Genomic DNA, 11,942 nt, shown 5'->3' with positions numbered 1-11,942 from the left:
TTACAGGGACGTACTTGCAGCGTCCCCTGCATGGCCCACCCGCCCGGCCAAACACGCGATCCGCTCTACGCGACCAACCACGAGGGGCTCAGCCGTTCGCCGCCAACTCAACATCCAGCGCACGCAGGCGATCCACCGTGCCGACGTCGGTCCAGCGCCCGCGATGGTGCTGCCCCGTCATCAACCCCTGCGCCATGAAGTGCTTCTGCAGTGGCACCACCGAGAACTTCGGCGGCAGCCGCTCGCTGCCCGGCGCATCGCCAATCACCGTGCGCCAGTCGGCCACGATTGAGGGGCGGTACACGCCGATGCCGGCATAGGTCAGGCACGGTCCTTCGCGGTCATGGTGCAGCAGGCCCTGCGTGTCCAGCCGGTAATCACCGTGCGGATGCTGCGTGGGGTTGTCGACCAGCACCAGATGCGCCTGGCCCCGCGGCTCGCGCGGTAGTGTGGCGAAATCGAAATCGGTCCAGATGTCGCCGTTGACCACCAGGAACGGATCCTCACCCAGTGCCGGCAGAGCATTGAGAATGCCTCCGCCGGTCTCCAGCGGGGTATCGCCTTCATGCATGAAGTACAGGCGCACACCCCATCGGCTGCCATCGCCTAGCATCGCCGGGAACTGTTCCGCCAGCCATGCGGTATTGACCACGATATCGCGCACGCCGCAGGCGGCCAGGCGCTCCAGGTGCCAGACGATCAGCGGCTTGCCGGCCACTGCGAGCAGCGGCTTGGGTGTGTGCAGGGTCAGCGGGCGCATGCGTTCGCCCAGACCGGCGGCGAAGATCAGCGCCTTCATCGGGCTACGCGCATCGGTGCGCCGAGCTCGGCCAGCGCCGGCTTGATGCGTGTGTTCAGCAGCTGCCGCAGGGGGGCCAGCTCGCGGTAGCGCGGCAGTACTTCGTCCAGATAGGTGATGAAGCGCGGCGCATCATCCAGGTAATGACCCTTGTTGTCGCGGTAACGCAGGCGGCAGAACAGGCCCAGGATCTTCACGTGGCGCTGGATGCCCATCCAGTCCGCGTCACGCAGGAAGGTCGCACGGTCGGGCACCGGCAGGCCCGCAGCGCGCGCGCGCGCGTGGTACTGCGCGAGCCACTCGTCCACGCGCTGCAGCGGCCAGCTCAGGAACGCGTCCTTGAACAGGCTCACGGCATCGTAGGCGATCGGGCCCCGCACCAGATCCTGGAAATCCAGCACGGCCGGACCGTCGGCAACGGGCATCAGATTGCGCGGCATGTAGTCGCGGTGGGTCATCAGCTGCGCCTGGCCCAGTGCGTTGTCCATCAACCGGCGATGGACCAGCTGCAGGCCCTCGATTTCGCCGCAGTCCAGCTGCAGGTTGAGATGGCGCTGCAGGAACCATTCGTCGAACAGGCCGGCATCGCGCTGCAGCAGGGCTTCGCCGAACTGGCCGAAGTCGGCCGGCACCGGGATCGCCTGCAGGCGCAGCAGCTGATCGATGGCGCGGCCGAACCATTCATCGGCGTTGCGCTCGTCGAGGATTCTCGCCAGGGTCGGACCGCCGAGATCCTCCAGCAGCAGGAAGCCGGCGTCCAGATCCTGCGCAAGCAGGGCCGGCACACGCAGGCCATGGTCGTGCAGCAGGCCGCGCATGCGCAGCCAGGGGCGGGGGTCTTCCAGTCCCGGCGGAGCATCCATCACGATGTGGCTGCCGCGTGTACCGGTTACGCGCCAGTAGCTGCGCATGCCCGCATCGACCGACGCACGTTCAACCACAGCCTGTGCATCGCCAAGCTGGATACGGGCCCACTGCAGTCGCTGCGCGCTGCGCTGGGGATCGGAGGCGGGTTCGGTCATGCGGGCATATCCGGGCGCGCGGGGCGCGCCGACGTCGGGGACAGGAGGGAAAGGTGGGGCCGTTTCAGCGGCGACCGCTGAACAGGCGCAGGATCGCCAGCACGGCCACCGCGCCAACCACGGCACCGAGGAATCCAGCCGGTTCGCCTGGGGCGTACCAGCCCATGTACTGACCAAACCAGCCGGCCAGCAGGGCACCGAGGATGCCCAGCACGATGGTCAGCAGGCAGCCCATGCGGTTGTTGCCCGGCATGACGAAGCGCCCGAGCAGGCCGACGAAGAACCCGACCAGCAGGATGTACAGCCAGCTGCTGCTGCCGAACAGACCATTCATGCGTGTGCGTTCCGCTTGAGAAGAACGCAGCCTAGCAAGGCCGGGCTGCGTCCGTCACGGTGTGCCGGATCAGCAGCAGCCGTGGTCGCCATGGCGCGTGCCGCTGTCGGCGGCCACCGGCGAACCACTGGTCTCGCCACGCAGGCTGGCGGCGTAGTGCTCGCTGATCACCTTGGACACGCAGGCGGTGACCTTCTTGCCCATCGGAATGTGCAGGAACTCGTTCGGGCCATGCGCGTTCGAGTGCGGGCCAAGCACGCCGGTGATCATGAACTGGGCACCGGGGAACTTCTCGCCCAGCATGCCCATGAACGGAATCGAGCCGCCTTCGCCCATGTACATCGCCGGCTTGCCGAAGAAGGTCTGGCTGGCTTCGTCGATGGCCTTGGTCAGCCACGGCGCCATGGCCGGGGCATTCCAGCCGGTGGAGGCCTTTTCCAGATCCAGGGTGACCTGCGCGCCGTTCGGCGGATCGCGCAGCAGCGCTTCTTTCAGCAGCTCGCCGCAGGTCTTGCCATCGGCGGTGGGCGGCAGGCGCAGCGACAGCTTCACCGAGGTCTGCGGGCGCAGCACGTTGCCGGCCGATTCCAGCGGCGGCATGCCGCCGATTCCGGTGACCGACAACGCCGGGCGCCAGGTGCGGTTGAGCACCAGCTCGGTGAGGTCTTCGTTCATCGGGCGCAGGCCATCGACCAGCGGGAACTTCTCGAAGATGGCCGTATCGACCACTTCGGCGGCACGCTTGGCCTGTTCCTGGCGCTCGGCCGGGATTTCCACGTTCATGCCGTCGATCAGGATGCGGCCGGTGTCCTGGTCCTCGATGCGCGACAGCAGCTGGCGCAGCAGGCGGAAGCTGGACGGCACCACGCCGGAGGCATCGCCGGAATGCACGCCTTCGTTGAGCACCTTGACGGTGAAGTTGCCCCCGGTGAGACCGCGCAGCGACGTGGTGCACCACAGCTGGTCGTAGTTGGCGCAGCCCGAATCCAGGCAGACCACCAGCGACGGCTTGCCGATGCGGTCGGCCAGATGGTCCACGTAGGCGGGCAGGTCGTAACTGCCGGACTCTTCACAGGCTTCGATCAGGACCACGCAGCGCGCGTGCGGCAGGCCCTGGGCCTGCAGGGCCAGCACGGCGGCCAGCGAACCGAAGATCGCGTAGCCATCGTCGGCGCCGCCGCGGCCATAGAGCTTGTCGCCACGCAGGACCGGGGTCCACGGGCCCAGGTCGTCGTCCCAGCCGGTCATTTCCGGCTGCTTGTCCAGGTGCCCGTAGAGCAGGATGGTGTCGTCGCCGGTTTCACTGCCGGTGGCGGGAATTTCCAGAAGAATCAGCGGGGTACGGCCTTCCAGGCGGACCACTTCGACCTTCAGGCCCGGCAGCTCCTGTGCCTTGGCCCAGGTCTCCATCAGGGTGACCGCCTGTTCCATGTAGCCGTTCTGCACCCAATTGGCGTCGAACATCGGCGACTTGTTGGGAATGCGGATGTAGTCGACCAACTGCGGGACGATTTCGCTGTCCCACTTGTCATTCACGAATTGGCCGAGCTTGGCGCTGTCCATCTGAAACTCCGGTTGCATGGCTGATCCAGCCATTCTACGCCTGCGCCGGGGGTAGGGTTTTTCCTACATCACGTCGGGTATTTGGCTGGCTTTTAGAAATCCACGAAACCGATAGTCTGTGTGTATGTGGTGACGGACACTGTTCCTACCGACGGGATTGCCGGTCGGGGCGGCCAGAACCACAAGGAGTTATACGTCGTGCCTTGGTTAGTCGTGTTGAGGGCACTGGTACTGGCAATGGGGATCGCAGGGGCGCATGCCGCCGAACCGATCGACATCAACCGGGCCGATGTCCAGGCGCTGCAGCAGGGATTGACGATGGTCGGAGCCAGGAAGGCTGCGGCGATCGTCGAGCACCGGCGCAGACACGGGCCCTTCAAGCGCGTCGAGGATCTGACGCAGGTGAAGGGGATAGGGACAGTGATCGTCGAACGGAATCGACAGCGGATCACCGTAGGCGACAGGCTGTTGCCCGCGGATCCGGTACCCGGATCGGTACCGGTGCGGACCGTACCAAGGCGTTGACAACAGGAATCGTCGGGACCCGCAGGAGGCCGGTCCACCGGGCACCGCCAGGGAGGCTGTGTTCACCGACCGTCGCAGGATGCGGCACCAATCACCAGGACGGTGGCATCACAGACCTGTGGAAGGGGCTGAGATACAAGCAGGACAGACGCGGCCGCGTGCAGGATGCAACGCCACCCCCACTTCGCAGGACGCGCGGGGGAGGCAGCAGGCCGACAAGGACGTGACGATTGCCCGGTACGACACAGGGTTGTGTCGCCGGGCATTCTCTTTTGGCGCGTTCGCTACGGCGCGATGGTGTACGGTGACCGCTTCGCATGGAATGGAACCTCCGCTGGATGCGTCTGCACCGTCCGTCCCTGATGCTCTCCCTTGTCCTGGCACTGCCGCTGACCGTGCAGGCCGGGCTGCCGTCTTCGCACTCGATCGACCCGTCCGGGCCGGTGGCCGCCGAACGCGGGCCTACCGATCTCAAGCCGGGCGAATTCCTCTGGCATCCGGAGATTTCCCCGGCCGGCCCGATCGTGCTGGTCGTCAGTCTGGACGAGCAGCGCGCCTACGTGTATCGCAACGGGATCGCCATCGGGCTGACCACGATCAGTTCGGGCAAGGCGGGACACGAGACGCCGACCGGGGTGTTCACGATCCTGCAGAAAGACAAGGACCACCGCTCCAACCTCTATAACAGCGCACCGATGCCGTACATGCAGCGGCTGACCTGGGACGGCATCGCCCTGCATGGCGGCAGCCTGCCGGGGCATCCGGCCTCGCATGGCTGCGTACGGCTGCCCCAGGCGTTCGCGCAGAAGCTGTTCAGCGAGACCCGGCGCGGCGATACGGTGGTGGTGGCCGATGCCAAGAGCGCGCCGATGACGCTGGCCTATCCCGCCGTACTGGCGCCGGTCAACGCGCGCGGCGAGGCCCTGCCCGAGACCGCCGACGGCGGTGTGGCGGCGGCCTGGTGGAACGACAGCGCGGCGCCGGCCGGGCAGGTCGGCATCCTGGTCAGCCTGCACGACCAGCGGCTGTACGTCCTGCGCGACGGCGTGATGATTGGCGAATCGCCGCTGAAAGCCGATGCGCTGCCAGCCTTCCAGGGCACCACGCTGTTCGTGATGGGGCAGGGCTACAGCGATGTTCCCAGCCCGCTCGATGCGAAGCAGCGCCTGCATCAATGGACGGCCTATCCGTTGCTGGGCCAGGACCGTGCGCAGGCGACCCCGGACCTGTTGGCCACGCCGTCGCTGCCACTGGCGCTGCCGGCCGATTTCGCCCGCCAGCTGTACCAGGTGCTGGTGCCGGGCACGACGCTGCTGGTGACCTCGCTGCCCGCCGTGCGCCCAAGCCCGGCTGAATCCGGCCTGCAGCCGGTCTTGGAATCCGAGCCGGCAGGGTCCACTCTCACAGGCAACTGAGTCCTGTGTCCCGTCCATGACCGCATCCCGCCTGTGCCGGCTGGCCACGCTTGGCCTGCTGGCAACCTCGGCCAGCGCACCCGCGTTGGCGCAGACGCCCGCCATCGCGACCCGTGCCGAGGATCTGGCCGCCCTGCTGGCACGCACCGCGCCGAAGGCCGATCGCCATGTGCTGCAGCTGGCGGCGCAGGCCATGCGCTGCGCCCTGTTGCGACCGGAGCTGGGCATCAGCGGCGAACGCCTGAGCGTGATCGACTATTCGCGGCCCTCCACCGAGCCGCGCCTGTGGGTGTTCGACCTGGCGCACCGGCGGCTGTTGTTCGAGGAATGGGTGGCGCACGGCCGCAACAGTGGTGAGAACCGGACCGAGCATTTTTCCAATCGCGACGGCAGTTACATGTCCAGCCTCGGTGTGTTCACCGCGCAGGAAACCTACATGGGCGGCAACGGCTACTCATTGCGGCTGGCCGGGCTGGAACCGGGCTTCAACGACCGCGCGCGCGAGCGTGCGATCGTCATTCATGGCGCCCCCTACGTGAATCCAGCGACCGCGCAGCTGCAGGGTCGGCTGGGCCGCAGCCTGGGGTGTCCGGCGGTGCGGCTGTCGGTGGCCAGGCCGCTGATCGACGCGTTGCGTGGTGGCACGATGGTGTTCGCCTATTACCCCGACCAGGACTGGCTGAAGCATTCGCAGCTGCTGGGTGGCCAGTGCGGCGCGCAGGGTACGGTCGCCACGCGCTGATGCGCGATTGCACGTGGCGTGGTGCAATGCAGGCATGGATATCGATGCGCTGCTGAAGACTCCGAGCCAGGTGATTGCCCGCCTGGATTACCGCCGCGAACGCTGGCGCAATGGCCTGGGCTGGACCCGCGAAATCCTGCGGCTGCCGGCGCACGGGGACGACTGGGCCCTGCGCCTGTCCGTGGCGGAGATCGAGCAGGATGCCGCGTTCTCCGCATTTCCGGGCGTGGAGCGCGAACTGGTACTGCTGCAGGGCAACGGTGTGCGCCTGCGCTTCGCCGATGGCCGGGTGGCGGAGGTGCTGCCGCCGCATGGTCGCGTGCGCTTTGCCGGCGAGGAGGCACTGCACGGCGAACTGGTCGATGGCACCACCCATGATTTCAACCTGATGTGGAAGCGCGGGCAGTTGCACGCCGAGCTGCTGCACCGGCCGCTGGTGGGGTCGATGTTCTTCTTCTGCGAGTCAGGCGTGGCCTGGGCGCTGCACCTGCTGGCGGGTGAGGCCGGCTTTGCCGAGGACAGTGGCTTGCCGCCGATGCAGGCAGGCGACACTGCATGGCTGGCGGCCGGCGAGCGCCAGCGGCATGCGCTGCAGGGCAGTGGCGAGCTGCTGGCGATACGGGTGAGCGCCGCGGACTGATGATTCGCATGCGCCGATGGGCATCATCCGCGCATGCGCTGGGCGCTGCCTGGGCTAATACACATCACGGCGGTAACGGCCGGCCACCAGCAGGGCCTCCTTGCCGTCGGTACCCAGCACCTGCTCGATGACCGCATCCACGGCTGGCGCCATGCCCTGCAGGCTGCCGCAGACCAGGATCGTGGCACCTTCATCGACCCATTGCCGCAGCGTTGCCGCCTCCGCCAGCAGGCGGTCCTGCACGTAACGGTGGCTGCCGCCGTCACGGCTGAACACCGTATCCAGACGCTGCAGCGTGCCGGCCGCCAGCATCGCCCGCAGTTCGTCACCGAAATGGAAGTCGTGCGCGGCCGAGCGCTCGCCGAACAGCAGCCAGGTGCGGTGCGCGCCGACGGCCGCGCGCTCATGCAGGTGTGCACGCAGGCCGGCGATGCCCGTGCCATTGCCGATCAGCAGCAGCGGCGCCGCAACGGCGGCACCGTGGAAGTTGTCGTTGCGGCGCAGGCGCAGTTGTACCGGCTCGCCGATGACGGCGTGGTCGCACAGCCAGGCACTGCCGATGCCGGGCGTGCCATCGGCACGCAGCTGCCGGCGCACCAGCAGTTCCACCGCACCATCCTCCATCACCGAAGCGATGGAGTACTCACGATGCGGCAGCGGCTGCAGGGCCGCCAGCAGGGCGGGCAGATCACCCGGTGGCACCAGTGAGGGCAGGTGCGAGCGTTCGACACGGGCCAGCAGCGTCTGGCCGTCCTCGAGCACCGTCTGCGGATCGAAACCCTGTGATTCCAGCCAGGCCCGCGCGCTGTGCCGCGCGTGCTGCGGGCCGATCTCGGCAATGTCGCCGGCCTGCCAGCGCACGCCGTCGATGGCAGGCGCCTGCAGGCGCAGCCAGTACACCGGTCCGCCCTGGCTGCCGGGATTGAGGTGCCGGCGTTGCAGCAGCGTCCACGGCTGGTATTCGGCCGGGCTCCAGTCGGGCAGTTCGCTGGCGCCACCGGCAAGTTGTCCGAGCAGTTGCTGCCAGTGCCGCAGTGCAGCGGGATCGGCGTTGTCGACCTCGATGGCGTCGAACAGGGCATGTGCGCCGTGCTGGCGCAGCCAGTCGTCGAGCTGGTGACCGAAGGCGCAGAAGTGACCGTAGCTGCGATCACCCAGGGCGAGAACGCCGTACGAAAGATGCTGCAGCGATGACGGCAGAGCCATCACATGGCGCAGGAAGGGCACTGCATGATCGGGCGGGTCGCCTTCGCCGGTGGTACTGGCGATGAACAGTGCACGCTGGCTGCCGGCCAGCAACGTGGCGTCGACCTCATGCAGACCGCGCACACGCACCGGCACGCCGGCACCACGCAATGCCTCGGCACTGCGTTCGGCCAGTTCGCGGGCGAAGCCGGTCTGGCTGGACCAGACCAGCAGGATCGGCGCGACGTCGCCAGAGGCAGCATCGTCGCGCGGTCGCCCACGCCACCACAGTGCGGTGCAGACCAGCGCATAGAGCGCGGTGGCGATGATGGCGATCTGCGATTGCCGCGCCGGCGGTGCGCCCTGCCACCAGGCTTCGCCGAGATGCAGTCGCAGCAGCGCCCAGCCGATCAGCGCCAGCAGGATCAGTACAAGCGCGTTGCCGAGCAGCGCGCGCGACGGCCGTGCGCTCATGCGTCCCGCTCGTCGAGCAGGCGCTGGAAGGCGCTGCTGAGAAACTCGTGCGGGCCATCCGCTGCGCGATGCAGGTAGCGTGCGGCCAGTCCTTCGCGTTCGGCCAGCGCCATGCCGTGCTCGCGGCCGAGTACGGTGAGTGCGGTGGCCCAGGCATCAGCATGCATCGCGTCGTCGGCGACCACCGTCACCGCCGCTGCAACCTGGCGTACCGGCCTGCCGGTGCGCGGGTCGAGGCTGTGGCTGTAGGCCTCGCCATCGGCCTGATAGTGATGCCAGCGATCGCCGGAGGTAGCGACCGCCTTGCCGTCCAGCGCCAGCACCCGCGGTGGTGTTTTGGCGTGCGCGTCTTCTTCCGGCGCCGATTCCACCAGCACGCGCCACCGTTGGCCATCGGGCTTGCGGCCGTAGCCGGCCAGTTCGCCACCGACCTCGATCAGTGCAGCAGCGATGCCCTGATCGCGCAGCCACGCGGCCACGTGATCGACGCCGAACCCCTTGGCGATCGCAGAGAGATCCAGTTCCAGTCCGCCGGGTTGCAGCAGCGCATCGCCGCGCCATTGCAACCGCTGCCAACCGCAGCGCTCGCGCGTGGCCTGCACGGCGGCGGCATCGGGTTGGCGGCGTTCGCCGGCATGTGCACCGAAACCCCACAGTGCCACCAGCGGGCCGATGGTGGGATCGAACGCACCGTCGCTGGCGGCGGCGATGGACTGCGCGCAGGACAGGACGTGACGGGTTTCGGCAGGCAGGGTGCACCACTGGCCTGCATCGGCGCTGTTGTAGCGGATGAGGTCCGAGCCGGCGTCCCACGTACTCATCTGCGCGACCACATCATCCAGGCGCGCCTGGATGCCGGCGTGCAGCGGGTGCAGGTCGCGCTGGCGCGGCGCGACCAGCGACACGCTCCAGGTGGTGCCCATGGTGGTGCCGCCGAGGCGGGCGATGTCGAGCAGGGAATCGGTCATGACGGGGCGTGGCGGCTGCGATGCCGGGGCGTGCCCGGCATCGCGGTCCCCATTACTGCGGCAGCACTTCCAGCGTGGCCACGTAGCTCAGGCGACGCTTGGCGGCCTGCTTCACCGAGGTCTTGTTGTCTTCAGTGCCGGTTTCCAGCCAGTACATGCCGGCTTCCGGCCAGGTCACCTTGATTTCGCCCTTGGCGTCGCTGGTCACCTTCAGTTCGTCCTGCGCGTTGCGGTAGCGGGTGGCGCCGCGCACGATCTCGAAGGCAAGGCCAGCCGTCGGCTTGCCGTCGACCAGCACGCGGAAAGTGGCTTCCTCGCCGGCGAACAGGTCGTTCGGGTGACCGACCGCAACCAGCTCGATGCCGCGGTTGGTCGGCTTCAGTGCGGTATCGTTCGGCGCGCCATTGGTCACGAACGTCTCCACGCGGCCGACCGACTGGCTCACTTCCAGCTTCTCCGCGTCCTTGGGCAGTTCGCCGAAGGTGGCGGCGGTACCGCGCCAGCGCTTGCGCTCGCCGTTCTGTTCGTAGGTGGCGAACAGGCCGTCATTGACCGAAGCGATGCGGTAAGTGCCCTGCTGCTTCAGCTCCAGATCGAACACGCTGCGGTACTTGCCGGTCGAGGCGTTCTGCGGCTGCACGGTGCTGCCGTCCGGCGCGGTGATCACCAGCGATTCCAGGCGCAGCGGCACGTGGTTGAAGTAGAACAGGTCGTTGGAGACCGCACCATCAACAGTGATCCACGGCGCATTGCCGGCGATCACGGTCTGCGAAGGCAGCAGCCAGGCCTTGTGGGCGAGTGCGGAAAAGGGAAGGGCAGCGGCCAGAGCGGCGGCGAGGACGAGCGTGCGCTTCATGCGGAAGACTCCAGGGACGTTGGATGGGTGGGGTCAGAGCCCTTCCTGTGGAAGGGGGCCGACCCCGGGGTCGGACCCCTTTCCAACGGAAAGGGCTCTGACCCCGGCTCAGGCGGTTACGGTTTGATGGCGAGGGTGACCTGGCCCAGTTCGGTGGCGCCCTGCGCCTTGCCGTTCTGTGCGGCGGTGGCCGGCCAGGTGAAGGGGATCTTCAGCAGTTCGCGGCCACCGACTTCGCGCACCGCTTCCACCACCAGGGTGTAGTTGCCCGGGGCCAGCTGCTTCAGCGCCGGCTGCTTGTCGTTGAACGACAGCGCGTGCTTGCCGGCCGGGCGGGTTGGGCCGGTCACGCCGTCCACCGGCACCTGCAGGGTGCGGCCGCTCTTGCGCCACCACTGGCGCAGGTCGGGCAGCCACTTGGTGCCATGGCCTTCGTTGTTGCTGGTCTGCTGGTACCAGACCGACAGGTTGGCCGCGACTTTCTGGTCGGCGCCTTCCAGCCACACCGCTACGTAGGGACGGTGATACTCGGCGACATTGAGCTTGGGCACCTCGACGTTGATGTCGAGCGTGGCGGCATAGCCCGGCGAGGTGGCCAGCAGGCCGCTGAGGGCGATGGTCAGGGTGACGCGCATGGGGCGGCTCCGGTGAAGGGGATTCGATGGTTCAGTGGATCAGCAGCAGGGCGATCAACAGCGGGATCATCAGGCCGAGGCCGACCAGCGGCCAAGTCATGCGCCGCTGCCGTGCATGCAGGTGCAGCAGGAACAGGCCGGTGATGCAGAACACCAGGCAGGCCACGGCGAACAGGTCCAAGAACCAGCCCCACGCCGGGCCCGCGTTGCGGCCCTTGTGCAGGTCGTTGAGGTAGGACACCACGCCGCGGGAGGTTGATTCGTATTCCACCGCGCCGGTTTCGCGATCGATGCTGAGCCAGGCGTCGCCGCCGGGGCGTGGCAACGACACGTAGATCTCCTCGGCCGACCACTCGGCCGGGCGACCGCCGATGGCGATGCCCAGCTGCGTATCCAGCCATTGCCGGGCTGGGCGGGGGATCGGCGCGTGGCCGTCCTCGCGCGTGCCGAGCTGGCCGAGCAGATCGGCCGGCAGTTGCAGCTGCTGGTTCTGCACCTCGGGCTTGGCCTCGATCTTCGCTGCGTGGTTGAGGGTCAGGCCGGTCACCGCGAACAGCAGCATGCCGATCAGGCACACCGCCGAGCTGATCCAGTGCCACTGGTGCAGCGTCCGCAGCCAGAAGCCGCGGCTCTGTTGCTGCTGCACGTTGGAGGGAGCGGAACGGCTCACGACGGGATTCAGGACGGATGCGGACTGCGCATTACATCATTGATGAGAATAGCTCGCAATTGCGTATCGTTCTGTATCCCGGTACCGGCCAAGGCCGGCACCGGGCAGGGTCGC

Annotated in this window: 13 protein-coding genes; 4 read left to right on the top strand and 9 right to left on the bottom strand. The window is 67.7% G+C overall.

The annotated features are described in order from the left end of the window. Positions 1 to 88: 88 nt before the first annotated feature. From murU to ACVOMM_RS00495, 4 genes are all read right to left on the bottom strand, one after another. Complete coding sequence (murU, locus tag ACVOMM_RS00510) at positions 89 to 799, bottom strand: N-acetylmuramate alpha-1-phosphate uridylyltransferase MurU (RefSeq protein WP_481525744.1); 711 nt, start codon at positions 797 to 799, stop codon at positions 89 to 91. Further along, on the bottom strand, positions 796 to 1,821 hold the full coding sequence (locus ACVOMM_RS00505) for an aminoglycoside phosphotransferase family protein (protein ID WP_481525743.1): 1,026 nt from the start codon (positions 1,819 to 1,821) through the stop codon (positions 796 to 798). The genes murU and ACVOMM_RS00505 overlap by 4 nt, the downstream gene beginning before the upstream one ends. 64 nt (positions 1,822 to 1,885) lie before the next feature. Continuing rightward, positions 1,886 to 2,155, bottom strand: a complete 270-nt coding sequence (locus tag ACVOMM_RS00500) for a GlsB/YeaQ/YmgE family stress response membrane protein (RefSeq protein ID WP_065174540.1) — start codon at positions 2,153 to 2,155, stop codon at positions 1,886 to 1,888. Between the two features lie 69 nt (positions 2,156 to 2,224). Continuing rightward, positions 2,225 to 3,718 (bottom strand): M20 family metallopeptidase, encoded by a 1,494-nt coding sequence (locus ACVOMM_RS00495; protein ID WP_053516630.1) that lies wholly within the window; start codon positions 3,716 to 3,718, stop codon positions 2,225 to 2,227. Positions 3,719 to 3,916: 198 nt separating this feature from the next. Here ACVOMM_RS00495 and ACVOMM_RS00490 point away from each other — a divergent pair, with 198 nt between their 5' ends. The 4 genes from ACVOMM_RS00490 to ACVOMM_RS00475 all read left to right on the top strand — a co-directional run bounded on the left by ACVOMM_RS00490 (position 3,917) and on the right by ACVOMM_RS00475 (position 7,040). Beyond that, a complete protein-coding gene (locus ACVOMM_RS00490) occupies positions 3,917 to 4,243 on the top strand; it encodes a ComEA family DNA-binding protein (protein ID WP_229765793.1) in 327 nt (108 codons plus the stop codon). A gap of 338 nt (positions 4,244 to 4,581) precedes the next feature. Next, positions 4,582 to 5,658, top strand: a complete 1,077-nt coding sequence (locus ACVOMM_RS00485) for a L,D-transpeptidase family protein (protein ID WP_476342252.1) — start codon at positions 4,582 to 4,584, stop codon at positions 5,656 to 5,658. A gap of 16 nt (positions 5,659 to 5,674) precedes the next feature. Then, complete coding sequence (locus ACVOMM_RS00480; protein WP_180875374.1) at positions 5,675 to 6,400, top strand: murein L,D-transpeptidase catalytic domain family protein; 726 nt, start codon at positions 5,675 to 5,677, stop codon at positions 6,398 to 6,400. Positions 6,401 to 6,434: 34 nt separating this feature from the next. After that, entirely contained in the window at positions 6,435 to 7,040 is a 606-nt protein-coding gene (locus ACVOMM_RS00475) for a HutD/Ves family protein (protein ID WP_164151732.1), read from the top strand. Positions 7,041 to 7,094: 54 nt separating this feature from the next. Here ACVOMM_RS00475 and ACVOMM_RS00470 read toward each other — a convergent pair whose 3' ends face one another. From ACVOMM_RS00470 to ACVOMM_RS00450, 5 genes are all read right to left on the bottom strand, one after another. Then, a complete protein-coding gene (locus tag ACVOMM_RS00470) occupies positions 7,095 to 8,699 on the bottom strand; it encodes a sulfite reductase subunit alpha (RefSeq protein WP_065182426.1) in 1,605 nt (534 codons plus the stop codon). Beyond that, positions 8,696 to 9,667 carry an FAD:protein FMN transferase gene (locus tag ACVOMM_RS00465; RefSeq protein ID WP_481525742.1) on the bottom strand — a complete coding sequence of 324 codons (972 nt, stop codon included), beginning with the start codon at positions 9,665 to 9,667 and terminating at the stop codon, positions 8,696 to 8,698. Before ACVOMM_RS00465 ends, ACVOMM_RS00470 begins: the two co-directional genes overlap by 4 nt. Positions 9,668 to 9,719: 52 nt before the next feature. After that, positions 9,720 to 10,523, bottom strand: a complete 804-nt coding sequence (locus ACVOMM_RS00460) for a DUF4198 domain-containing protein (RefSeq protein ID WP_111185997.1) — start codon at positions 10,521 to 10,523, stop codon at positions 9,720 to 9,722. Between the two features lie 116 nt (positions 10,524 to 10,639). Beyond that, a complete protein-coding gene (locus ACVOMM_RS00455; protein ID WP_481525741.1) occupies positions 10,640 to 11,158 on the bottom strand; it encodes a DUF2271 domain-containing protein in 519 nt (172 codons plus the stop codon). Between the two features lie 31 nt (positions 11,159 to 11,189). After that, positions 11,190 to 11,828 (bottom strand): PepSY-associated TM helix domain-containing protein, encoded by a 639-nt coding sequence (locus tag ACVOMM_RS00450; RefSeq protein WP_481525740.1) that lies wholly within the window; start codon positions 11,826 to 11,828, stop codon positions 11,190 to 11,192. Positions 11,829 to 11,942 lie beyond the last annotated feature (114 nt).

The organism is Stenotrophomonas sp. STEN009 (genome assembly GCF_056760395.1).
Note: the sequence above shows the minus strand (reverse complement) of the source record. Positions and strands in the feature narration are given on the sequence as shown.

Bases quoted from the DNA above. Each gene is read 5' to 3' on its own strand.
- ACVOMM_RS00480 (WP_180875374.1), top strand. From the start codon at position 5,675: ATGACCGCATCCCGCCTGTGCCGGCTGGCCACGCTTGGCCTGCTGGCA.
- ACVOMM_RS00495 (WP_053516630.1), bottom strand. From the start codon at position 3,718: ATGGACAGCGCCAAGCTCGGCCAATTCGTGAATGACAAGTGGGACAGC.
- ACVOMM_RS00470 (WP_065182426.1), bottom strand. From the start codon at position 8,699: ATGAGCGCACGGCCGTCGCGCGCGCTGCTCGGCAACGCGCTTGTACTG.
- ACVOMM_RS00460 (WP_111185997.1), bottom strand. From the start codon at position 10,523: ATGAAGCGCACGCTCGTCCTCGCCGCCGCTCTGGCCGCTGCCCTTCCC.
- ACVOMM_RS00505 (WP_481525743.1), bottom strand. From the start codon at position 1,821: ATGACCGAACCCGCCTCCGATCCCCAGCGCAGCGCGCAGCGACTGCAG.
- ACVOMM_RS00455 (WP_481525741.1), bottom strand. From the start codon at position 11,158: ATGCGCGTCACCCTGACCATCGCCCTCAGCGGCCTGCTGGCCACCTCG.
- ACVOMM_RS00465 (WP_481525742.1), bottom strand. From the start codon at position 9,667: ATGACCGATTCCCTGCTCGACATCGCCCGCCTCGGCGGCACCACCATG.
- ACVOMM_RS00475 (WP_164151732.1), top strand. From the start codon at position 6,435: ATGGATATCGATGCGCTGCTGAAGACTCCGAGCCAGGTGATTGCCCGC.
- murU (WP_481525744.1), bottom strand. From the start codon at position 799: ATGAAGGCGCTGATCTTCGCCGCCGGTCTGGGCGAACGCATGCGCCCG.
- ACVOMM_RS00485 (WP_476342252.1), top strand. From the start codon at position 4,582: ATGCGTCTGCACCGTCCGTCCCTGATGCTCTCCCTTGTCCTGGCACTG.
- ACVOMM_RS00500 (WP_065174540.1), bottom strand. From the start codon at position 2,155: ATGAATGGTCTGTTCGGCAGCAGCAGCTGGCTGTACATCCTGCTGGTC.